Source organism: Roseateles rivi, from assembly GCF_043555845.1.
Lineage (GTDB): Bacteria > Pseudomonadota > Gammaproteobacteria > Burkholderiales > Burkholderiaceae_C > Roseateles > Roseateles rivi.
Window position 1 is genome coordinate 455515 of record NZ_JBIGHZ010000005.1, and the last position, 22149, is coordinate 477663.

Here is a 22149-nt window from a genome sequence, read left to right on the forward strand (position 1 = left end):
TCAGGCGATCTGAAAGTCAGGTTGAGAGATGGGGAAGCCGATGGGTATCCCCGGATCAGTGGGGCCCGACCGGTGCGGGTCGGACTTGGTGATTCATTCAATGTTGATCACGAATTCCTGGATCAACAGCGGGTGGTCGCCCGGGCACTCGTAAGTGTCCATCAGGGTCGACTTCAAGTTCGCGAGCACTGCACGCTCGGCTTTGCGATCGGTAATGCGGCGCACCGGCACAAATTCAACGTCAGCCACACGACCAGCCTTGACCGAAATGTTGGCCTTGTATTCGGCAGAGCCCGACCAGTTCACAGCCGGCGTCTCGGGCTTGCCCATCTTGGTGCAAGCACCTGCCGCATTCTTGGTCGCGGGCTTGGGTGCTGCCACGGGGGCTGGGGGAGCCGGAGCAGGTGTAGGCGCGATATTGTTGCTGGGTGGCGGCGTGGTGCTCACGGGAGCCTGCACAGCCATGGGCGGCGGCGGCGCCGTCACCACAACCTCAGGCGGCGGCACGTAGGGGGGCGGCGGCGCCTTGATATCGGGCGGCGGCGGCTCAACCTTTTCAGGTGGAGGCGGAGGCTTGACTTCCTCTTCGACCACTTTCACGTCGATAGGCCCTTTGACGGCATCGACCACCTTCTTGTGCAGACCGGCGGCCAAGCCCCAGACCAACAGGACGTGGATGAGAACCACCACCCCAAAGCCGGTCAGGCGCGAACCCGTCTTTTGCTCCTGCGCAAAGTTCATGCGCACTCCTTCATCAAACAGCCAAACTGAATCATCGAATCCAAGGGAGGGGATAGTTCGGTCGAGCCCACACCAAGCATGCAAATGACGGGTTGATTTCGAAGGCCAGCAGGCCCACGACACTCCAGCATGCAATCGGCAAATGCTGCTGACATGCGTTCAGCAGTGGTGCCCAACTCTCGACTAAAGACTCCAAACCCTGGGCACGATGGGACCCAATTCTAAAAACCGCCCCTGGTCTGACACCAGAAGCCCGCTTGCCTTGCGAAAGAACGTTGTCACTGAGCTTTCACCAAGCTTGCAAGGGTCATCATCATAAACGACAGCCCCAACAGCGCAGGCTTGGGTTAACCCCACTGAACATACCGGACTGGAGGCTTGCATGGGCGCTCCGGGCCGCATTCATGTTTGGTATTGTAGTGGTATCAATTCCACATGGATACCGATCGACACTAGGGTTTTCCGCTAGCGGGCTGCGCACACCTCGCAGCTGTGACTGTTGTGCCCCTTTGGCTGCGGCTGTATGTCATGTCCCCAAGCGACCATGACGTCGCGTCCTTGCACCAGCAAGTCCACCTTGGGGCCTATGGGCAGGGTGACTTTGGTGCGCACATGACCATAGGGCAGGCCGCTGAGCAGGGGCGTACTGGTGCGCGATTGGACTGCAGCAAAGGCATCCGCCAGGCCATAGCCCTTGTCCAGCGGTGACTTTTTCCAGGCGCTGAACTCACCCAGCAGCACGGCTTTTTGGGCGTCGAGCACCCCCGCCTGCTGCAGCTGCAGCAGCTGCCGTTCAATGCGGTAGGGGTGCTCGGCCACATCTTCCAAAAACAAGATGCCGCCCTTGATACGCGGGAAGTGCCGTGTACCCAACAGCGAGCACAGCATGGTCAGATTGCCACCCCACAAAGTGCCGCGCGCTTCCAAGCCATCAAAGCGCGCCTCACCGCGGCGCGAGACGGTCTCGCGAAAGCCCACAGCCTCCAAGCTGCCGTCCATGGCTTCCAGAAAACAGTCGCGGGTGACTTCATCCACACCGCCGTCGGCCTGAGAGACACCAAAGTCCGCCACGGCCAGGGGGCCGCTCCAGCTCATGGCCCCCGTGTGGGCCAGCAGGCCCAGCTGCAGGGCTGTCAAATCACTCAAACCCACCCAGCGCGTGCCGTGCTCTGCGGCATGGGCCAGCAATTTCCAGTCGATTTGGTCAAGCAGTCGGGTGAGCCCGTAGCCGCCGCGGCTGGCCAGAGCCACGTGCGGCTGAGCGCGTGCCACGCGGTGCAGGGCTTCGAGACGCGTGGCGTCATCGCCGCCGAAGCGCTGCTGACGTGCCAGCACGTCTGAGTCCAACTGCACCTCAAAGCCCAGGGCCTGAAGGCGCTTGGCCGCGAGCCGCAGGGGGCGGGCCTGAGCCACGGCGCCAGCCGGGCTGTAGATGATCAAAGTACTCATGGGGTGGGCAGTTCGGGGGGCAAAGGGTTGGGCGAAGGTGCGTCCGCAGCGCGGCGCTGTTTGGCGGCGGCACGGCGCTCGGCAAAGAACTGGCGCAAAAGCGCAGCCGAAGTGTCAGCCAGCAGGCCGCCGCAGACATGGGTGTGGTGGTTGAGCTGGCTTTGGGCAAACAGGTCCAGCACCGAGCCCGCCACGCCGGTTTTGGGGTCGGGGGCGGCGAACACCACGCGCTTCACGCGCGCGTGCATGAGGGCCATGGCGCACATGGCGCAAGGCTCCAGCGTGACGAAGAGTTCGCACTGCGGCAGGCGGTAGTTACCCAGGCGCTGTGCGCCCTCGCGCAGGGCCACGATTTCCGCGTGCGCGGTGGGATCGTGGGTAGTGATGGGACGGTTAAATCCCGTGGCCACCACCTCGCCATTGAGGGTGAGTACCGCGCCAACAGGCACCTCCCCGGCCTGCCAAGCGGCCTGGGCCTGCTGCAACGCCAGCTGCATGGCCGCCTCGTCCGCAGCGCTGAACGCGGGGGACACAAGCGAGTCCGAGGGGGAAATGCGGGGCATGACGATTGAGGGAAACGCCGGAGTGTAAGGGGCTGCCCGAGCGCTCTGCTCGCTGCGAGCCCACGCGGCTTCGAGCTCAGCGCGGTTCAGCGCACCCGGGCGGGCCGCAGCCTGCGCCAAATCGGCCTGGCGCAAGATCAGGGCTTGCCACAGCGCCTGGTGCTCGGCGCCCAGCTGCGCCACGGCCTGGTGCTGGGCGGCAAGCAAGCGTGCATCGCCCCGCGCCACAGGGCCTGAGACCGCACCGGCCAGGCCCTTCTCCCGCACCGCTGCCAGCGTGCCCTGCACCAGCGGCTGCAGCGCGGGCCACATCTGCTCAGGCGCCAGAGCTGCGCCACGCCACAAGGCCTGGGCCTCGGCCAGCACGGCCAGCACGCCGCTGGCGGCCAGCCCCGCCGCAGCGTGATAAAGCAGCCGCCCGGCCTCAGGCAGCTCCAGCGGCACACAGCCCAGGCGCAATACCCAGTCGCGCAGCGATTGCGTCAGCTCCGGGTCTGAGGCGGACAGCGCCATGTGCACGCCCTCGAGCCTGACGTTGTCAGGGTCCGAAAAGATTTGCAGCGGGTGGCAGGCCGCGATGCGCGCGCCTTGCGCCTGCGCGGACTGCAAGGCTGAGAGCGGCGTGGCGCCACTGCAGTGCAAAACACGCTGCGTGGCACGCCAGCGCAAGTTGCGGCAAAGAGGCTCAATGGCGTCGTCGGGGGTGGTGATGAGCACCGTATCAGCCAGGTCGACTGCTCGCTGCAAGTCCACCACCTGCGCCCCCAGGCGCGCCGCCAGCGCTTGCGCACTGCTGGGCTTGCGGCTGGCCACCCAAGCCACGGGCCAGCCGCAGCGCTGGAGGTGCAGGCCCAGGCCCAGCGCCAAGCGCCCTGCCCCCAGCAGCGCAAGCCGCCCCAGCACGGGGTCAGCCGCTGTAGGCGTGGGGGAATTTGAGACGGGGTCAGCCATGGGTGGCCATTGTCGGGCCAAGCGCGGTGCTTGGCCGCCGTGCAGCGAGGCAAAAGCACCGCTGCAGAACCGCGCACGATGGCGTCGCGCGCGGTATCTTCCGGTCTCCGGTCTGACTTAGAAAGCGGCGATACCGGTTTGCGCGCGGCCCAGGATGAGCGCGTGGATGTCGTGCGTGCCCTCGTAGGTGTTGACCACCTCGAGGTTGACCAGGTGGCGGGCCACGCCGAATTCGTCGCTGATGCCGTTGCCACCCAGCATGTCACGCGCCATGCGAGCCACGTCCAGCGCCTTGCCGCAGCTGTTGCGCTTCATGATGGAGGTGATTTCCACCGCCGCCGTGCCCTCGTCCTTCATGCGGCCCAGGCGCAGGCAACCTTGCAGGCCCAGGGTGATTTCGGTTTGCATGTCCGCCAGCTTTTTCTGGATGAGCTGGTTGGCGGCCAGCGGCTTGCCGAACTGCTGACGGTCCATGGTGTACTGGCGCGCCGTGTGCCAGCAAGCCTCGGCCGCACCCAGCGCACCCCAGGCAATGCCGTAGCGGGCGCTGTTGAGGCAGGTGAAGGGGCCTTTGAGGCCGCGCACTTCGGGGAAGGCGTTTTCCTCGGGGCAGAACACGCGGTCCATGACGATTTCGCCCGTGATACTGGCACGCAGGCCCACCTTGCCGTGGATGGCGGGAGCGGTCAGACCCTTCCAGCCCTTTTCCAGCACAAAGCCGCGAATGGCGCCTTCGTCGTCCTTGGCCCAGACCACGAACACGTCCGCGATGGGGCTGTTGGTGATCCACATCTTGCTGCCGGTCAGCTCAAAGCCACCGTCCACCTTGCGGGCGCGGGTGATCATGGAGCCCGGGTCCGAGCCGTGGTTGGGTTCGGTCAGGCCGAAGCAGCCAATCCACTCGCCGCGCGCCAACTTCGGCAGGTACTTCTGCTTGGTGGCCTCGTTGCCGAATTCCTGAATAGGCACCATCACCAGTGAGCTCTGCACACTCATCATGGAGCGGTAGCCGGAGTCCACACGCTCCACCTCACGCGCGATCAGCCCGTAGCACACATAGTTCAGACCTGCGCCGCCGTAGGCCTCGGCAATGGTCGGGCCCAGCAGACCCAAGTCGCCCATCTCGCGGAAGATGCTGGCGTCCGTCTTCTCGTTGCGGAAGGCCTCCAGCACACGCGGCGCGAGCTGCTCTTGGCAATAGGCTTGGGCCGCGTCGCGCACAGCGCGCTCGTCTTCGGTGAGCTGCTGCTCCAGCAGCAAAGGGTCGTCCCACTGGAAATGTGCCTTGGTAGCCATGCTGGTCTCCTGTATTCCTGCACAGGGCGCGCTGGTGCGTGCCCGAACTGATTTGGTCAAACAGTATTCCGTGTGGGACGATTCGAGTCCAATTCTGAATAACCATCTGACGATAGCCAGCAAGTATGAGCACAAGCACGCCAAGCGCCCTGCTGTCGCGGGTTGAATTGCGCCATTTACGCTACTTTTTGGCGCTGGCGGAGGAGCTTCACTTCGGGCGCGCCGCGCAGCGCCTGGCCATGTCGCAGCCGCCGCTGTCGGTGGCCTTGCAGCAGCTGGAAGCTGCCGTGGGCGCGCGGCTGCTGGACCGCGACAGCAAAGGCGTACGCCTAACCCCCGCTGGCGTGAGCTTTCGCGCCAGCGCCCAAGCCCTGCTGATGGGCTTTGAGGAAGCCTGCGCCCAGGCGCGTGAGGTGGAATCGGGCGAACGAGGGCGGCTGCGCCTGGGCTTTGTGGGCTCCACCATGCTGCACGGCCTGCCCGACTGGCTGCAAGCCTTTCAGGCCTCGCACCCGCGCGTGGAAGTGGTGCTGGTAGAGCTGAACTCGCAAGACCAAATTGCCGCCTTGCTGCAGGAAGAGCTGGACCTGGCCCTGCTGCACACCGACCGCCTGCCCCCCACCCTAGCGAGCCAGCCCCTCTACGACGAACCCTTCATGGCCTGCTTGCCCGACACCCACCCCGCCGCACGCAAGCGCAGCGTGGCACTGGCCAGCCTGAGCGACCAACCCTTCATCCTCTTCTCACGCCGCGGCTCGCCCGACTACCACGCCCACATCATCGAGATGTGCCGCCAACAAGGCTTCTACCCCCGCCTGCAGCACGAAGGCCGCCACTGGCTGTCGGTGGTCTCGCTGGTGGCGCGCGGCCTGGGCGTCTCCATCGTCCCCGCCGCGTTTCGCGACGCCGGCATCCAAGGCGCCGTATTCAAGCCGCTGGCTGAAACCGTGGAACGCAGCCGCGTGTTTGCCGCCTGGCGGCGCGACGCAGCGCCCGCTCTGCGCGATGCGTTTTTAGCGGCGCGCGGATAGAGGAATTGCGGCGAGCATGGCGCGAGCCATCACACCACCGCCGTCACCTCAATCTCCACTTTGGCGCGGTCTTCAATGAGGGCCGAGACTTGGACGGCGGTCATGGCGATGGCGTATTCGCGGCCCAGGACTTCGCGGTAGACCTGCCCGATTTCTTTGGCACGAGCGATGTATTCGCGTTTGTCGAGGATGTACCAGGTCATGCGCGTGATGTGTTCGCTGCGGGCGCCGGCTTCGGCCAGCACGGCTTGGATGTTGAGCAGGGCTTGGCGGACTTGGTGGATGAAGTCGTCGCTTTCAAACTGGCACTGGGCGTTCCAGCCGATTTGGCCGGCCACGAAGATGTGGCGGCCGCTGGCGGCAACACCGTTGGCATAGCCGCGGGGTTGGGCCCAGCCTTGGGGTTGCAGTGTTTGTTTAGTGCTCATGAGGGTCCTCTTGGGCCGCCAGCAGCGCGGCGTGCTGGACGATAGGGTGCTGGTCGGCCAGCGAGATGACGCGAACGATCAGGGTTTAGCGGGACTGGCTCAGCCGGAAGCGCTGCAGCTTGCCGGTGTCGGTGCGCGGCAGGCTGTCAGCGAACTCGATCAGGCGCGGGTATTTGTAGGGTGCGATGGCGGCTTTGACGAAGTCTTGCAGCTCGCGGGCGCGCTCGGCCGAGGCCGTGACGCCGGGCTTGAGCACCACCACGGCCTTCACCAGCTGGCCGCGCTCATCATCGGGCACGCCCACCACGCCGCACTCGGCCACAGCGGGGTGCAGCAGCAAGGCCGACTCCACCTCAGGCCCGGCGATGTTGTAGCCGCCGGAGATGATCATGTCGTCGGTGCGTGCCTGGTAGATGAAGTAGCCGTCAGGGTCTTGCACATAGGCGTCGCCCGTGACGTTCCAGCCCTTGATGACGTACTGCCCCTGGCGCTCATCGGCCAGGTAGCGGCAGCCCGTGGGGCCCTTCACCGCCAGGCGGCCCAGCTGGCCCGGCGGCACGGGCTCGCCGTCGTCGTCCAGGATGCAAGCCTGGTAGCCGGGAATGGGCTTGCCCGTGGCGCCGGGGCGGGCGTTGGCCTCGTCGTGCGAGATGAAGATGTGCAGCATCTCGGTGGCACCGATGCCGTCGATCAGCTCAAGGCCCGTGAGCGCCTTCCAGCGCGCACGCGTGGCCGCGGGCAAGGCCTCACCGGCGCTCACGCACTTGCGCAGGCTGCTGAGGTCGGGCTGGGCTTTCGCGCCTTGGGCACTCTGGGCGCGCACCTCGCGCTCAATGGTCATGGCGCGGTAAGACGTGGGCGCAGTAAAGCAGATGGTGGCCCGCCAGTGCGCAATGGCTGCCTCCAAGTCCGGGGGCGAGGTTTTCTCCAGCAGCACGGTGGAGGCCCCCACCGAGAGCGGGAACAGCAGCAGGCCGCCCAGACCAAAGGTAAAGGCCAGCGGCGGGCTGCCGATGAAAACATCCTGCGCCGTGGCGCGCAGGCAGTGCGGTGGCCAGCAGCGGCAGATGGCCATGACGTCGCGGTGCGCGTGCATGGTGCCCTTGGGCACGCCGGTGGTGCCGCTGGTGAAGGCAATCAACGCAATGTCTTGCGCGGCGGTGCGCACGGCCTCAAAGGGCTGGCCCAGGTAGCGGGCGGCACGCTGCTCGAGGCCTGCCTCGCCCTTGCTGTTGAAGTGGCACAGCTCGCGCAGCAGCGGGCGCTGGCTGCGCGCCAGCACCAGCTCTTGCGCCAGGCGGCTGTCGCACAGGGCGTGGCTGATTTGGGCTTTGTCGATGATGCGCACCAGCTCTGTGGCGCGCAGCAGCGGCATGGTACTCACGGCAATGGCGCCCACCTTCATCACCGCCAGCCAGCAGGCGGCCAATTGCGGCGTGTTGGCCCCGCGCAGCAGCACGCGGTTGCCGGGCACCACGCCCAGGTCTTGCACCAGCACATGGGCTATGGCGTCCACCTTGGCTTGCAGCTGGGCGTAGCTCCAGCGCAGCTCGTGCTTGCCGTCGGCACTGAAGCCCATCACGCAGGGCCGCTCGCCCTGCCCTTGCGCCACCCAGCGGTCCAGCAGCTCGGCCGCGCAGTTGAGGTGCTGGGGGAACTGCAGCTCGGGCAGGTCAAAGCGCAGCTCGGGCCACTGCTGCAGCGGCGGCAGGTTCTGCGCGGCAAAGGTGTCGATGTGCGCACTGCCGGCGATGTGCACGCCGGGTTTGGCGCTGTCGCGCTCAGCCTCAGGGGTACTCATGGACTACTCCTTCTTCAGAAGTTCTCGACCGATGATGAGTTGCTGTACTTCGCTGGCACCTTCGTAGATGCGCAGGGCGCGGATCTCGCGGTAGAGCCGCTCCACCACCTCGCCGCAACGCACGCCGCGCCCGCCGTGCAGCTGCAAGGCGGCGTCGATGACGAGCTGCGCGTCTTCAGTGGCTTGCAGCTTGGCCATGGCCGCTTCCATGGTGATGCGCTGGCCCTGGTCGCGCGCCCAGGCCGCGCGGTAGACCAGCAGCGCCGAGGCATCGACCTTGCAGGCCATGTCGGCCAGCCGGGCCTGGGCCAGCGGCAAATCAGCCAGGCGTGCCCCAAACATGGCGCGCGATCGGGCTTGCTCCAGCCCCACTTGCAGCGCGCAGCGCGCAAAGCCCAGCGCCGCGGCGGCCACCGAGGTGCGAAACACATCGAGCGTGCGCATGGCCAGCTTGAAGCCCTCGCCCGGCACGCCCAGCATGGCGCTGGCAGGCAGGCGGCAGCCCTGCAGGCGCAGCCGCGCCAGTGGGTGCGGGGCCATGACCTCGATGCGCTCGGCCACTTCAAAGCCGGGGGTGTTGGCGTCCACCACAAAGGCGCTGATGCCTTGGCTGGGGCGCTGCGCCGTGCCCGCTGCGGTGCGCGCAAACAGCACGTAGAAGTCGGCAATGCCGCCGTTGGAAATCCAGGTCTTCTCGCCGTCGAGCACATAGTCGCCGCCCTGCTGGCGCGCCACGGTGCTCATGGCCGCCACGTCCGAGCCCGCCTGCGGCTCGGACAGCGCAAAGCCCGCAATCAGCTCGCCGCGCGCCACCGGCTCCAGGTAGCGCTGGCGCTGCTCGGCACTGCCTTCGAGCGAAATGGCGCCCGAGCCCAGACCCTGCATGGCCAGGGCGAAGTCCGCCAGGCCGTGGTGCTGGGCCAGGCCCTCGCGCAGCAGGCAGATGGCGCGCGTGTCTATGGCCTGCCCGGGCTGGGCCACGACGTGGCGCAACCAGCCCGCAGCCCCAAGCCGGCGCACCAAATCGCGGCACAGCGCATCCACCTCGGCCAGGGCTGTGGGGTGAGGCAGCTGCTGCAGCTGTGCTGCGCTCCAGCGCTGCAGCTCGGCGGCCAGTTCGCGGTGATGGGGCTCGAAAAACGGCCACATCAGGTGCTGTGGAGCGTGCGACATCAATCCCCCTGGAACTGAGGTTTTTGGCGCGCCGCAAAGGCTTGGTAGGCGCGGTGGAAGTCCTGCGTCATCATGCAAATGGCCTGGGCCTGGGCCTCGGCTTCCAGGGCCTGATCCACGCTCATGGACCACTCCTGGTGCAGCATACGCTTGGTCATGGCGTGGGCAAATCCCGGGCCCTGGGCGATGTCTTGGGCCCAGCGCATGGCCTCGTCCTGCAGCGCCTCAGGCGCCACCACGCGGTTGAAAAATCCCCAGGCCTGACCTTCCTCGGCCGTCATGCTGCGCCCGGTGTAGAGCAGCTCCGAGGCGCGACCCTGCCCGATGAGGCGCGGCAGCAGCGCGCAAGCGCCCATGTCGCAGCCCGCCAGGCCCACGCGGTTGAACAAAAAGGCCGTGCGCGCACGCGGCGTGGCCAGGCGCAGGTCTGCGGCCATGGCCAGAATCGCCCCGGCCCCGGCGCACACGCCGTCAACCGCGGCAATCACCAGCTGCGGGCAGTGGCGCAGGGCTTTGACGAGGTCGCCCGTCATGCGCGTGAAAGCCAGCAGGTCGGGCATGCTCATGCGCGTGAGTGGGCCGATGATGTCGTGCACATCGCCGCCCGAGCAGAAGTTGTCGCCCGCACCTTCGATGACGATGGCGCGCACCTCGTCCACATATTCCAGCGTGCGAAACAGTTCGCGCAGCTCGGCGTAGGAGTCAAAGGTCAGCGGGTTTTTGCGCTCGGGGCGGTTCAGCGTGATGCGGCCCACGGCGCCTTGCTGCGTCCAGCCAAAGTGAAGCGGGCTATAGCCTTGCAGGCTGCGCCGGTTGCCGTCTTGCAGGTGTGCGTCCATCAGGGCTTTCCTCTTGGGGTGCTGCGCTCTTGGGGCGGCACGCTGGCCGCGGCGTTGAGGTGGTCTTTGAGTTCCGCCAGCCACTGGTAGACCTGCTGCTGGCGCGGGGCATCCCAGCCCCCCAGCAGCTCTTGAATCCAGAGCTCGTGCGTGGCGGCCATGCGGCGAAACACGCGCCGCCCAGCGGGCGTGAGCCGCACGCTGAAGGCGCGCCGGTCGGCGGGATGGGGTTGGCGTTGTACCAGACCCTCGGCCTCCAGCTGGTCGGTAATGCCCGTGATATTGCCGCCCGTGACCATCATGCGCCCAGACAGCTCGCGCATGGTCAGCCCCTGGGGGTGGCGTTCGAGCTGGGCCATGAGGTCAAAGCGCGGCAGCGTGGTGCCGAACTGCGTGCGCAAGCGGCTGCGGATTTCGTCCTCCACGCGCGTGGTGCAAGCCAGCAGGCGCAGCCACAGGCGCAGGGTTTGATGGTCGCTTTCGGCTGCCCGGGTTTCAACATCCAGGGGCAGGCTGGGGTGGGGAGTGGCCTCGCTCACATCCACTCCCCGCCGCACACGGCAATGGCCTGGCCGTTGATGCTGGCCGCGCCGGGGCTCAGCAACCAGGCCACGGTGTGCGCCACTTCTTCGGGTGTGATGAGGCGCTGCTGCGGGTTGGCCTGCGCCAGGCGCTGGCGCGCAGCCTCTTGGCTGCTGCCGGTTTTGGCGGCGATTTGCTGCACCGCGCCGTCCAGCAGCTCGGTGTCGGTATAGCCCGGGCACACGGCGTTGACGGTGATGCCCTGCTGCGCGAACTCCAGCGCCAGCGCGCGCGTCAGGCCCAGCACACCGTGCTTGGCCGCGCAGTAGGCCGCCACATAGGCATAGCCCTTGAGTGCAGCCGTGCTGGCCACGTTGACGATGCGCGCTGCCTGCCCCGCCGAGGCCGAATCACGCAGCGCCGCCGTTGCAGCCTGGATGCATAAAAAACTGCCTGTGAGGTTGACCTGCAGCTGCTGCTGCCACTGCGCCAGCGTGGTGCGCGCCAGCGGTGCGCTGTGCACCATGCCCGCGTTGTTCACCAGCGCTTGCAGGCCGCGCTGGGCCAGCACGCGGGCAAAAGCGTCTTGCACCTGGTGCTCGTCACTGACGTCGCAGGCCTGCACCCACACCCCGGCGGCCTCGCCACCGAGCCGCGCCTGGCACTGCTGCAGTGCCGTGAGGCGCCGCCCCATGAGTGTGAGCTGCCAGCCCTGCGCCTGCAGCTGCGCGGCAATGGCCGCCCCAATGCCGCTGCCCCCGCCGGTGACGATGGCATGCCGCCCCACTTGCTGCTGCACCTGCATCACACCCCCAGATTGCGGTTGCTGCGTTCTTGCGCGGCCACACCCTGGCTTTGCTGGCGCGCAAAGTCGCGCTCCAGCTGCACCTTGGCCGAGGCATAGGGCTTGGGCCACAGCAGGCCCGGGCCTTGGGTGTAACCAATGCGCGCGGCCTCTTGCAGCGTCCAAGCGGGGTGGGCCAGGTGCGGGCGGGCCACGGCGCACAAATCAGCGCGCCCGGCGGCAATGATGCTGTTGACGTGGTCGGCCTCGCTGATGGCGCCCACGGCAATCGTCAAGATGCCTGCTTCGTTGCGCACGCGCTCAGACAGCGGGGTTTGCCACATGCGGCCGTACACCGGCTGCTCGGCCTTGCTGACCTGGCCGGAGGAGACGTCGATGAGGTCGCAGCCCGCCTCCTTAAAGGCTTTGGCCATGGCCACGGCGTCCTCCACCGTGGTGCCGCCCGCCACCCAATCGCAGGCCGAGATGCGCACCGACATGGGCTTGCTCTGCGGCCAGACTTCGCGCATGGCGGCAAACACCTCCAGCGGGAAGCGCAGGCGGTTTTGCAGCGAGCCGCCGTAGGCGTCGGTGCGCTGGTTGGTCAGCGGCGAGATGAAGCTCGAGAGCAAATAGCCGTGCGCGCAGTGCAGCTCCAGCCAGTCAAAGCCTGCCGCGTGGGCGCGGCGCGTGGCGGCCACAAAGTCCTGGCGCACCTGCTCCATCTGGGCCTGCGTCATGGCGTGGGCCCAGTCGCTCACCCCGGGCAGGTATTGCTGGGGCGAGGCCGCCAGCAGCGGCCAAGCCTCGGCGGCTGGCAGTGGTTGGTCTATCCCCTCCCAGGCCACACGCGTGGCGCCCTTGGGCCCGGCGTGCCCAAGCTGCAAGGCCATGCACGCACCGCTGTGTTCATGCGCGTAGCGCACGATGCGCGCCCAGGCGGCGGTTTGTTCGTCGCTCCACAGCCCCGGGCAACCCGGGGTGATACGCCCTTCGGGGCTGGGCGCCGTCATTTCGGTGAACACCAGGGCAGCTCCGCCCATGGCGCGTGCGCCCAGGTGCACCAGGTGGTGCTCGGCCACCAGGCCGTCGCGGCAGGCGTACTGCGCCATGGGCGAGACCACCACGCGGTTTTGCAGGCTCAGGCCGCGCACCTTCAGCGGGGTGAACATGGGTGGCACGGCCTGCTGGGTTTGCAAGCCGCTGCGCTGTGCCAGCCAGCGTTCGTAGTGCGCCACATAGGCGGCGTCGCGCAAGCGCAGGTTTTCGTGCGAGATGCGCTGCGAACGCGTCAGGAGCGAGTAGGCAAACTGCTCGGGCTGCAGCTGCATGTGGCGCTGCACGTTTTCAAACCACTCGGTGGAGTTGCGCGCCGCGTTTTGTATGCGCAGCACTTCCACGCGGCGCTCGGCCTCGTAGCGCTGCAGCGCTTGATCGAGGTGCTCTGGCGTGTCGCGCAGGGCGCGCGCCAGGGCAATGCCGTCTTCAAACGCCAGCTTGGTGCCCGAGCCAATGGAGAAATGCGCGGTGTGGGCCGCGTCGCCCAGCAACACCACAGGCACACCGCGCGAATTGCGGTGCACCCAGTTCTGGCACACCACACGAGGGAAACGAATCCACTGCGCCGAGCCGCGCAAATGCTTGGCGTTGGACACCAGCTTGTGCCCCTGCAGCACACCGGCAAAGAGCTGCTCGCACCAGGCAATGCTTTGCTCCTTGTCCATCTGCTCCAGGCCCGCGGCCTGCCACACGGCATCGGGGGCCTCGACGATGAAGGTGCTGTGCGTCTCGTTGTAGCGGTAGGCGTGGGCCTGAAACCAGCCCCAGGGGGTTTCCTGGAAGTCAAAGGTGAAGGCCTCGAACAAGCGCGTGGTGCCCAGCCACACAAAGCGGCATTGGCGCAGGTCAATGTCCGGCTGGTAGTGCGCGCTGTACTTGCCCCGCACCAGGCTGTTGATGCCGTCGGCGGCGATGATCAAGTCGGCCTGCAGGGTTTCGTCGTCAGGCGCTTCGGTGCCGAAGTGCAGCGCCACGCCAAGCTGCTCGCAGCGCTGCTGCAGGATGTCCAACAGGCGCTGGCGCCCAATGCCGCAAAAGCCATGGCCGCCCGAGACGATGCGCTGCCCGCGCACATGCACGGCAATGTCGTCCCAGTGGTTGAAGGCATCCAGAATTTGAGTGGCCGTGGGCTCATCGGCCTCGCGCAGGCCCTGCAGGGTTTGGTCCGAGAACACCACGCCCCACCCGAAAGTGTCGCCCGCCTGGTTGCGCTCATACACCTGAACGTCATGGCCGGGCTGCAACTGCTTGAGCAAGATGGCTGCATAGAGGCCCGCGGGCCCTCCGCCAAGAATGGTGACGCGCATATGGCCTCCAAGTGTGACGCTTCAATTTAGGTCTAGATAGTTTAGATGTCAAGCAAACAGGTGCATACCCCAGGGCGCCGCAAGCTGGCCCACACAGCGCATGCCCTGTTGGAAGCAACCGACACCACGGCTCTTGAAGTTCGCGTAAGTTTTCGCCCATGACACCAGCCAACACCACGCAGCTGTGGGACATCTCACCGCTGATCCATGCCGATGCACCCCTCTTCCCTGGCGACGCGCCCTACCGCCTGCAGTGGACGGCGCGCCTCTCGCCGGGCTGCCCGGTCAACCTCAGCGCCATCAGCCTGTCGCCGCACATCGGCGCGCACGCCGACGCCCCACTGCACTACGCCGACGGGCAGCCCGACATTGCCAGCGTCGCCCTTGAGCCCTATCTGGGGCCCTGCCGCGTCATCCACTGCCATGCACAGCTGCAGCGCGGCGCGCTCATCCAGCCCCAGCACCTGCAGCACGCCGCCCAGGACCTCCCCCCGCGCGTGCTGGTGCGCGCCCTGGCGCAGGCCGACACGCAGTGGCGCGACGACTTCCCCGCCTTTGCCCCGGCCACCCTGGTGTGGCTGGCCGATCAAGGCGTGCAGCTGGTGGGCATAGACACCGCCAGCGTGGACCCCGCCAGCAGCAAAACCTTGGAGGCGCACCAGGTGCTGCTGCGCCACCGCTTGCGCGTGCTGGAAAACCTCGTGCTCGACGCCGTGCCCGAGGGCGACTACGAACTCATCGCGCTGCCGCTCAAGCTGGCCGGGGCCTGCGCCTCGCCGGTGCGCGCGCTGCTGCGCAGCATCAGCCCCTCTCACCCCCACAAGCCCACGCCATGAACCCGCTCCCCATCCACTCACGGGCCGACTGCCAGGCCCTGGACCGCGCCGACGCCCTGGCCGGTTTGAAGTCGCAATTCGATCTACCCCCCGGCGTGATCTATCTCGACGGCAACTCGCTGGGCGTGCTGCCCAGCGCCACCCCGGCGCGCGTGGCGCAGGTGCTCACCCAGGAATGGGGGCAAGATCTGATCCGCAGCTGGAACAGCGCGGGCTGGATTGACATGCCCGCGCGCGTGGGCAACAAAATCGCCCGCCTCGTTGGGGCCCGCAACGGCGAGCTGGTGGTGGCGGACTCCACCTCGGTGAACCTCTACAAAGTGCTCAGCGCGGCGCTGCAAATCGCCAAGCAAGACCGGCCTGGTGCGCGCTGGGTGGTGTCGGAGCGCAGCAACTTCCCCACCGACCTCTACATCGCGCAAAGCCTGTGCCGCCAGCACGGGCTGGAGCTCAAGCTGGTGGATGAGCCCGAGCAACTGCCCCAGTCTTTGCAGGACTGCGCCGTGCTCATGCTCACGCACGTGAACTACCGCACCGGGCGCATGCACGACATGGCCGCACTGACGCGCAGCGCCCATGCCGCGGGGGCCCTGGTGGTGTGGGACTTGGCCCACTCCGCAGGCGCCGTGCCCGTGGACTTGCACGCCGCAAAGGCCGACTTTGCTGTGGGCTGCGGCTACAAATACCTCAACGGCGGGCCCGGCGCCCCGGCCTTTGTGTGGGCTCACCCCCGCCATGCCGAGCGCTTCTGGCAACCGCTGTCGGGCTGGATGGGGCACGACGCCCCCTTTGCCTTCACCCCCGACTACCGCCCCGCCCCGGGGGTGCGCCGCTACCTCTGCGGCACACCCGCCGTGATCGGCATGGCCGCGCTGGAATGCGGCGTGGACACCGTGCTGGCGGCCGAGCCCCTGGGCGGCATGGCTGCGCTGCGCGCCAAATCCCTGGCGCTGACCGAGACCTTCATCCACCTCGTCGAAACCCGCTGCGGCACCCTGGCCGCCACCGATCTGGGCGTGCGCCTGGCCAGCCCACGCGCCGGTGCCCTGCGCGGCAGCCAGGTCAGCCTGGTGCTGCACGCACCGCTGCAGCACGCGGGCTATGCCGTGGTGCAGGCCCTCATTGCCCGTGGCGTGATTGGCGACTTCCGCGCCGGCGACAGCGAGCGCCTCAGCGAAGTGCCCCACATCCTGCGCTTTGGCTTCACGCCGCTGTACCTGAGCTTTGCTGAGGTCTGGGATGCCGTCGAACACCTGCACCAGGTGCTTGGCCAACAAGAGTGGCAAAACCCCAAGTTCCACCAAACCGCGAGCGTCACATGAGCTGCCCACACCACCCCACCGACACCCCAAAGCCCGGCGAAGCCCTGGTACGCAGCGAAGGCGCGCAGCTCGATTTCTCGCAAAGCATGAGCTATGGCGACTACCTCAAGCTCGACCAAATCCTCAGCGCCCAGCACCCGCTCTCGCCCGACCACAACGAGATGCTCTTCATCGTGCAGCACCAAAGCAGCGAGCTGTGGATGAAGCTCATGCTGCACGAGCTCCAAGCGGCCGTGCGCTGCGTGCACGACGACGACTTGCCCCAGGCCTTCAAGATGCTGGCACGCGTCTCGCGCGTGATGGAGCAACTCGTGCACGCCTGGGATGTGCTGGCCACCATGACGCCGCCCGAGTACTCAGCCATCCGGCCCTACCTCTCCAACAGCAGCGGCTTTCAAAGCTTTCAATACCGGCAGATTGAATTCATGATGGGCAATAAAAACGCTGCCATGCTGCAGCCCCACGCCCACCACCCGGAGCGCTTGGCCGCCGTGCAAGCCGCATGGCAAGCACCCTCGCTCTACGACGAGGTGCTGCGCCTCATGGCCCGCCGCGGCCTGCCCGTGCCCACAAGCCACACCCAGCGCGACTGGACCCAGCCCTACGCCGCAGACGACGCCGTCAAAGCCGCCTGGCTGCTGGTCTACCGCTCGCCCCAGCAGTATTGGGATCTCTACCAAATGGGCGAAGAGCTGGTGGACATGGAAGACGCCTTCCGCCTCTGGCGCTTCCGCCACGTCACCACCGTGGAGCGCGTCATCGGCTTCAAGCGCGGCACCGGCGGCACCAGCGGCGTGGGCTACCTGCGCAAAATGCTCGACACCGTGCTCTTTCCTGAACTCTGGGCGCTGCGCACGGAGCTGTGATGGGCACGGGCTGCGCCTAGCTGGACAGGGGGCTCTGGCCCGCTGCGCGCAGCGTCTGGCGCGGCGTCTCACCAAAGGCTTGCAGGTACTCCTGGCTGAAGCGGCCCAGGTGCACAAAGCCCCAGCGCAAGGCCACGTCGGTCACGCGCTGGCCCGGCGCGGCGTGCAGCAAGTCGTCGTGGGCGCCTTGCAGGCGCAGCTTGCGCAGCAGCCGCATGGGGCTGATGCCCCGGTAGCGCGCAAAGCCCAAAAACAGGCTGCGCACGCTCACCCCCACCACGGCCGCCAGCGCCTCGGGCGTCAGCGCCTCGCTGCAGTGGGCCACCATGTAGTCTTCCACGCGGCGCACAAAGCCTGGCGGTATGGGCGGGCTGCTGCTGTGCAGCTGGGCCTGCAAATCATGGGGAATAGCGCTCAGCAGCTGCGCCAGGATTTGGTATTGCAGCTGCATCAGCGGCAGCTCATGCGCGGTCTGCGCTGCGCTGGCGCGGCCCGCCACATCGATCAGCGCGACAAGCAAATCCAGCAGTGCGGGGTGCTGGTCCAGCGCCACCTGCGGCGCAAAGGTGGGTGCGTGCAGCAGCGGCGCCCCACACCAGGCGCGCACAAAGCGCTGCACGAATTCGGCGTCGATGCGCAGAATCAGCTGCACGTTGCCGCGCTCCCAGTGCATGGCCAAGTCGGGTGCGGGTGACAGCAGGCTGGCGCAGGCGGTGTGGGCGCCAAACGCCTCGCGCCCGTGGCGCAGCTGCGCCTGCCCAGCCAGCGGCACTTGCAGCAGATAGAAGCGTTCCAGCGGCCCGGGGGTGATGTCCACGGGCGCGCCGTAGGACAGGCAACTCAGCCCCATCTGCCCCGCACCCAGGTACTCCATGCGCGCAGCCAGGGGCAAGCGCACCGATGCGGGCTCCAGGCGATGGGGGCAAAACACGCGCGCCACCATGGCTTGCGCGCAGTCGCGATCGGCCGAGCAAAACAGCTCGCGCCGCTGCGTGCTGGCGCGCCAGGCACGACCCAGCTCACGCGCCGCAAGGGGCAGCGGCGCGCCCATGTTGACCACAGGCGTCAAGGAACTCAAGGGCATTGCCAGCCTCACAGCCAGGCTGGCATGGCCGCCAGCCCAGTCAGCACCAGAGCACACAAACCCACAGCAAGGACAGGAAATCTAGTCACTGCCGGGGAGTCCCACCACCTGACAAACCTCAAGCCCCCCGCTTTCTTTGCACTGATTGGATAAACGCCGCACTCAACGGATAGCCCTGCCACGCCGCCATGCCCACAGTGCAGAGTTCGAGCAGCCCAGCTGCATGTTCAAAAAACCTGCAAGGGAGCATTGCGATGCAAGGCATTGAAGGCAAGGTCGCCGTCGTGACCGGCGGCGCCACGCTGATCGGCGCGGCCGTGGTGGACAAGCTGCGCGCCAGTGGTGCGCGCGTGGCCATCCTGGACATCGACGGCACAGCCGCTCAGCGCGTGGCGGCGCGAGACCCCACCCGGCTGATGGCCTGCAGTGTGGACCTCACCGACGATGCCGCGCTGCAAGTGGCGCTGGAGGCCGTGCAGGCTCGCTTTGGCGGCGTGGACTTGTTGGTGAACCTGGCCTGCAGCTACCTGGACCACGGCCGGGAGTCGCCCCGCAGCGAGTGGCTGCAAGCGCTGGATGTGAACCTTGTCAGCGCGGTGATGGTGGCGCGCGCGCTGGCTCCCGGCATGAAAGCGCGCGGCGGCGGCGCCATCGTGAACTTCACCAGCATCTCGGCCAAGGTGGCGCAGACCGGGCGCTGGCTCTACCCCGTCTCCAAGGCCGCCCTGGTACAGCTCACGCGCAATATGGCCATGGACTTGGCGGGCGATGGCATCCGCGTCAACTCCGTCTCGCCGGGCTGGACCTGGTGCCGCCTCATGGACGAGTTGAGCCAAGGCGACCGCGCCAAAACCGATCGCGTGGCCGCCCCCTTTCACCTGCTGGGCCGCGTCGGCGACCCCGCCGAGGTGGCCGAGGTGGTGGCTTTTTTGTTGTCCGCCCACGCCAGCTTTGTGACCGGTGCGGACTACGCCGTGGACGGCGGCTACTCCGCCATGGGCCCCGAAACCCAACTGCCTGCCATTCCCAAACTCATGGAATGAGCCCTTGCCCTGCCCCACAACACTTTCACCCAGCGAGAACACACCATGAGCAGAAAAATCGCCATCGTCGGCGCCGGTCAATCCGGTTTGCCGCTGGCCCTGAGCCTGCAGGCGCGCGGCGACGAAGTCACCCTCATCTCCAACCGCAGCGCGGTGCAAATCGCGCAAGGCAAGGTGATGTCGAGCCAGTGCATGTTCAATGCGTCACTGGAGATCGAGCGCCGCCATGGCCTGGACCGCTGGGGCAGGCTGTGCCCGCCCGTGCAAGGCATTGGCCTGACCGTGCCCCACCCCGCCGAGCCCGGTGTCAAGCTCATTGACTGGGCGGCCCCGCTGCACGACCCGGCGCAAGCCGTTGACCAGCGCCTGAAAATGCCCGCCTGGATGGACCTCTTCCAGGCCCGCGGCGGCGAGCTGCGCATCCAGGAGGTGGGCGTGCCAGAGCTCGAGGCACTGGCCGCCAGCCATGAGCTCACCGTGGTGAGCGCGGGCAAGGGCGACATCACCCGGCTGTTTGAGCGCGACAGCAGCAAGAGCACCTATGACCAGCCCCAGCGCGCCCTGGCCCTGACCTATGTGCACGGCATGCAGCCCATGGCGCCCTACTCGCGCGTGTGCTTCAACCTCATCCCTGGCGTGGGCGAGTACTTTGTCTTCCCCGCCCTGGCACCCAGCGGGCCGTGCGAGATCATGGTGTTCGAAGGCGTGCCCGGCGGCCCCATGGACTGCTGGGGCGACGTGAGCAGCCCCGCAGCGCACCTCGAGCAAAGCCTCAAGCTCCTGCACACCTTTTTGCCCTGGGAGGCCGCGCGCTGCCGCCATGTGGAGCTGACCGACACCCATGGCACCCTGGCCGGGCGCTTTGCGCCGACCGTGCGCAAGCCCGTGGGCTACCTGCCCTCGGGGCGCCAGGTGCTGGCCATGGGTGACGCGGTGTGCGTCAACGACCCCATCACCGGCCAAGGCTCGAACAACGCCACCAAATGCTTCGAGGTCTACTACCAAGCCATCGTCCAGAACGGCAACGCCGCCTTTGACACGGGGTGGATGCAGTCCACCTTTGACCGCTACTGGGACTACGCGCAGCACGTGGTGCGCTGGACCAATTCGCTGCTGGCCCCACCCCCCGAGCACATCCTCAAGCTGCTGAGCGTGGCCGGTCAGTGCCCGCCCATTGCCAGCGCCATTGCCAACAACTTCGACCACCCGCCGCGCTTCTTCCCCTGGTGGACCGACGCTCAAGCCTGCGAGCACTTCATCGAAACCCAGATGAAGGAGGCCGCATGAGCCTGCGCGCCGCCATGGGTGCCTACGCAACCGGGGTCACGGTGGTCACCACACGCACCCACACCGGACGCGCGGTGGGGCTGACGGTGAACTCGCTGGCCTCGCTGTCGCTGGACCCACCGCTGCTGCTGTGGAGCTTGTCCAACCGCTCGCCCAACCGCCAAGCCTTTCGCACCGCCAGCCACTTTGGCGTGAATGTGCTGGGGCTGCATCAGGAGACCCTGGCGCGGCGCTTTGCCGACCCCAGCGTGGCCGACAAATTCGAGCAGGTGCCGCTGCTGGAGCTGCCCGAACCCGCCGCGCTGCACGCACCGCTGCTGCACGGCGCGCTGGCGCACTTTGTCTGCCAGTGCCGGGACGCGATTGAAACCGGCGACCACACCTTGTTCATCGGCCGTATCGAATTCCACCAGCGCAGCCAGGGCGAACCCCTGGTGTTTCACAGCGGCCAGTTCACTGCGCTTTGCACGCCGTAAGCCCACACCCGACGGTCAGGAGACTCTCATGACATCCAGCACCACCCTCCAGATTCCTGCCGCCGATGGCAGCGGCCACTTTGACGCCTACCTCAGCCTGCCTGCCAGCGGCAGCGGCCCGGGCTTGGTGCTCGCGCAGGAAATCTTTGGCATCAACACCACCATGCGCGAAGTGGCCGACGACTTCGCCGAAGAAGGCTATGTGGTGCTGGTGCCCGATTTGTTCTGGCGTCAGCAGCCCGGCGTGCAGCTCGGCTACACGGCGGAGGACTGCCAGCGCGCCTTTGCCCTCTACCAGGGCTTTGACGAAGACAAGGGCGTGCAAGACATCCAAGCCGCCATCACCGCGCTGCGCAGCCGCCCCGAAGTACAGCGCGGCGTGGGCGTGCTGGGCTACTGCCTGGGCGGCAAGCTGGCCTACCTGGCAGCCTGCCGCACCGATTGCAATGTGGCCGTGGGCTATTACGGCGTGGGCATCGAAGCCGCGCTGGCGCAGGCCCAGCACATCCGCGCACCGCTGACCCTGCACATCGCCGAGCTCGACAAGTTCTGCCCGCCCCCAGCGCGCCAGCAGATCGTCAGCGCGCTCAGTGGCCAGGCCTCCATCAGCCTGCACCTCTACCCTGGCGTGGAACACGCCTTCGCGCGCCGGGGCGGCGAGCACTTCAGCAAACCCGCAGCCCTGATGGCACACCAGCGCACCATCGCCGCGCTCAAGGCGGCCATCGGCCCGCACTACGACTTGAGCGCCCTGTGGGACCGCCATTGCGAATTGGAATTTGCCGCTCGCGACGCCGACGCCACCATGGCCACCATGGTGGCTGAGCCCTACGTCAACCACATCCCGACCATGACCGGCGGCGTGGGCTACAAACACCTGCGCCACTTCTACGCCAACTACTTCGTCAACAGCAACCCGCCGGACACCACGCTCACGCCCATCTCACGCACCATCGGCACCAGCCAGATCGTGGACGAGCTGATCTTTGCCTTCACCCACACCTGCGAAATCCCGTGGATGCTGCCGGGCATCGCCCCCACCGGCAAACGCGTGGAAATTCCGCTGCTGGCGGTGGTGAAGTTCCGCGGCGACAAGCTCTACCACGAGCACATCTACTGGGACCAAGCCAGCGTGCTGGTGCAAATCGGCCTCTTGAACCCCAAACACCTGCCCGTGGCCGGCATCGAAACCGCCCGCAAACTGCTGGACGAAAGCCTGCCTTCGAACACGCTGATGTCGGATTGGGTGGCGCCTACCGCTTAACCCCCGCCCTGCGCCTTGCGCCGCGTG

The 22149-nt window shown here is 67.0% G+C and carries 20 protein-coding genes and 1 pseudogene; 8 read left to right on the top strand and 13 right to left on the bottom strand.

What is annotated here, in order from left to right; all coding sequences use genetic code 11:
* Positions 1 to 93: 93 nt before the first annotated feature.
* The 5 genes and pseudogenes from ACG0Z6_RS14730 to ACG0Z6_RS14750 all read right to left on the bottom strand — a co-directional run bounded on the left by ACG0Z6_RS14730 (position 94) and on the right by ACG0Z6_RS14750 (position 5000).
* Complete coding sequence (locus ACG0Z6_RS14730; RefSeq protein WP_394462702.1) at positions 94 to 741, bottom strand: ABC transporter substrate-binding protein; 648 nt, start codon at positions 739 to 741, stop codon at positions 94 to 96.
* A 465-nt stretch (positions 742 to 1206) separates the two neighbouring features.
* Entirely contained in the window at positions 1207 to 2190 is a 984-nt protein-coding gene (locus ACG0Z6_RS14735) for an LD-carboxypeptidase (protein ID WP_394462704.1), read from the bottom strand.
* Complete coding sequence (gene tadA, locus ACG0Z6_RS14740) at positions 2187 to 2753, bottom strand: tRNA adenosine(34) deaminase TadA (protein ID WP_394462882.1); 567 nt, start codon at positions 2751 to 2753, stop codon at positions 2187 to 2189. The genes ACG0Z6_RS14735 and tadA overlap by 4 nt, the downstream gene beginning before the upstream one ends.
* A 150-nt stretch (positions 2754 to 2903) precedes the next feature.
* Positions 2904 to 3704: pseudogene (locus ACG0Z6_RS14745) on the bottom strand (Rossmann-like and DUF2520 domain-containing protein); the annotation flags it as partial.
* A gap of 117 nt (positions 3705 to 3821) precedes the next feature.
* Positions 3822 to 5000: an acyl-CoA dehydrogenase gene (locus ACG0Z6_RS14750; protein ID WP_394462706.1), complete on the bottom strand. Its 1179-nt coding sequence runs from the start codon at positions 4998 to 5000 to the stop codon at positions 3822 to 3824.
* A gap of 125 nt (positions 5001 to 5125) precedes the next feature.
* Here ACG0Z6_RS14750 and ACG0Z6_RS14755 point away from each other — a divergent pair, with 125 nt between their 5' ends.
* The gene (locus ACG0Z6_RS14755; protein WP_394462708.1) at positions 5126 to 6031 is read left to right on the top strand and encodes a LysR family transcriptional regulator; all 906 of its coding nucleotides are present in this window, start codon (positions 5126 to 5128) and stop codon (positions 6029 to 6031) included.
* 29 nt (positions 6032 to 6060) lie between these two features.
* Here the strand turns inward: ACG0Z6_RS14755 and ACG0Z6_RS14760 are convergent, their stop codons facing one another.
* From ACG0Z6_RS14760 to ACG0Z6_RS14790, 7 genes are all read right to left on the bottom strand, one after another.
* Positions 6061 to 6459, bottom strand: a complete 399-nt coding sequence (locus ACG0Z6_RS14760) for a RidA family protein (RefSeq protein ID WP_394462710.1) — start codon at positions 6457 to 6459, stop codon at positions 6061 to 6063.
* Positions 6460 to 6544: 85 nt separating this feature from the next.
* Positions 6545 to 8260 (bottom strand): AMP-binding protein, encoded by a 1716-nt coding sequence (locus tag ACG0Z6_RS14765; protein ID WP_394462712.1) that lies wholly within the window; start codon positions 8258 to 8260, stop codon positions 6545 to 6547.
* Positions 8261 to 8263: 3 nt separating this feature from the next.
* Positions 8264 to 9433, bottom strand: coding sequence for an acyl-CoA dehydrogenase family protein (locus ACG0Z6_RS14770; protein ID WP_394462714.1), 1170 nt, complete (start codon positions 9431 to 9433; stop codon positions 8264 to 8266).
* Complete coding sequence (locus ACG0Z6_RS14775; protein WP_394462716.1) at positions 9433 to 10272, bottom strand: enoyl-CoA hydratase family protein; 840 nt, start codon at positions 10270 to 10272, stop codon at positions 9433 to 9435. Before ACG0Z6_RS14775 ends, ACG0Z6_RS14770 begins: the two co-directional genes overlap by 1 nt.
* Entirely contained in the window at positions 10272 to 10817 is a 546-nt protein-coding gene (locus ACG0Z6_RS14780; RefSeq protein WP_394462718.1) for a MarR family winged helix-turn-helix transcriptional regulator, read from the bottom strand. Before ACG0Z6_RS14780 ends, ACG0Z6_RS14775 begins: the two co-directional genes overlap by 1 nt.
* Positions 10808 to 11599, bottom strand: a complete 792-nt coding sequence (locus ACG0Z6_RS14785) for an SDR family NAD(P)-dependent oxidoreductase (protein WP_394462884.1) — start codon at positions 11597 to 11599, stop codon at positions 10808 to 10810. The genes ACG0Z6_RS14780 and ACG0Z6_RS14785 overlap by 10 nt, the downstream gene beginning before the upstream one ends.
* Complete coding sequence (locus tag ACG0Z6_RS14790; protein WP_394462720.1) at positions 11599 to 13944, bottom strand: bifunctional salicylyl-CoA 5-hydroxylase/oxidoreductase; 2346 nt, start codon at positions 13942 to 13944, stop codon at positions 11599 to 11601. The genes ACG0Z6_RS14785 and ACG0Z6_RS14790 overlap by 1 nt, the downstream gene beginning before the upstream one ends.
* A 158-nt stretch (positions 13945 to 14102) precedes the next feature.
* On the opposite strand from ACG0Z6_RS14790, the gene kynB reads away from it, so the two are divergent.
* Genes kynB through kynA form a run of 3 tightly spaced genes read left to right on the top strand, consistent with a single transcriptional unit; the run spans position 14103 to position 16968 of the window.
* A complete protein-coding gene (gene kynB / locus ACG0Z6_RS14795) occupies positions 14103 to 14780 on the top strand; it encodes an arylformamidase (protein WP_394462722.1) in 678 nt (225 codons plus the stop codon).
* Positions 14777 to 16102, top strand: coding sequence for a kynureninase (kynU, locus tag ACG0Z6_RS14800; protein ID WP_394462725.1), 1326 nt, complete (start codon positions 14777 to 14779; stop codon positions 16100 to 16102). Before kynB ends, kynU begins: the two co-directional genes overlap by 4 nt.
* On the top strand, positions 16099 to 16968 hold the full coding sequence (gene kynA / locus ACG0Z6_RS14805; protein ID WP_394462727.1) for a tryptophan 2,3-dioxygenase: 870 nt from the start codon (positions 16099 to 16101) through the stop codon (positions 16966 to 16968). Before kynU ends, kynA begins: the two co-directional genes overlap by 4 nt.
* 16 nt (positions 16969 to 16984) lie before the next feature.
* Here kynA and ACG0Z6_RS14810 read toward each other — a convergent pair whose 3' ends face one another.
* On the bottom strand, positions 16985 to 18046 hold the full coding sequence (locus tag ACG0Z6_RS14810; RefSeq protein ID WP_394462730.1) for an AraC family transcriptional regulator: 1062 nt from the start codon (positions 18044 to 18046) through the stop codon (positions 16985 to 16987).
* A gap of 260 nt (positions 18047 to 18306) precedes the next feature.
* Between ACG0Z6_RS14810 and ACG0Z6_RS14815 the strand changes: the two genes are divergently transcribed.
* Genes ACG0Z6_RS14815 through ACG0Z6_RS14830 form a run of 4 tightly spaced genes read left to right on the top strand, consistent with a single transcriptional unit; the run spans position 18307 to position 22122 of the window.
* Complete coding sequence (locus ACG0Z6_RS14815) at positions 18307 to 19095, top strand: SDR family oxidoreductase (protein WP_394462732.1); 789 nt, start codon at positions 18307 to 18309, stop codon at positions 19093 to 19095.
* A 45-nt stretch (positions 19096 to 19140) separates the two neighbouring features.
* The gene (locus ACG0Z6_RS14820; protein WP_394462734.1) at positions 19141 to 20382 is read left to right on the top strand and encodes a styrene monooxygenase/indole monooxygenase family protein; all 1242 of its coding nucleotides are present in this window, start codon (positions 19141 to 19143) and stop codon (positions 20380 to 20382) included.
* Complete coding sequence (locus ACG0Z6_RS14825; RefSeq protein ID WP_394462736.1) at positions 20379 to 20858, top strand: flavin reductase family protein; 480 nt, start codon at positions 20379 to 20381, stop codon at positions 20856 to 20858. The genes ACG0Z6_RS14820 and ACG0Z6_RS14825 overlap by 4 nt, the downstream gene beginning before the upstream one ends.
* Positions 20859 to 20886: 28 nt before the next feature.
* A complete protein-coding gene (locus ACG0Z6_RS14830; RefSeq protein ID WP_394462738.1) occupies positions 20887 to 22122 on the top strand; it encodes a dienelactone hydrolase family protein in 1236 nt (411 codons plus the stop codon).
* Positions 22123 to 22149: the final 27 nt, after the last annotated feature.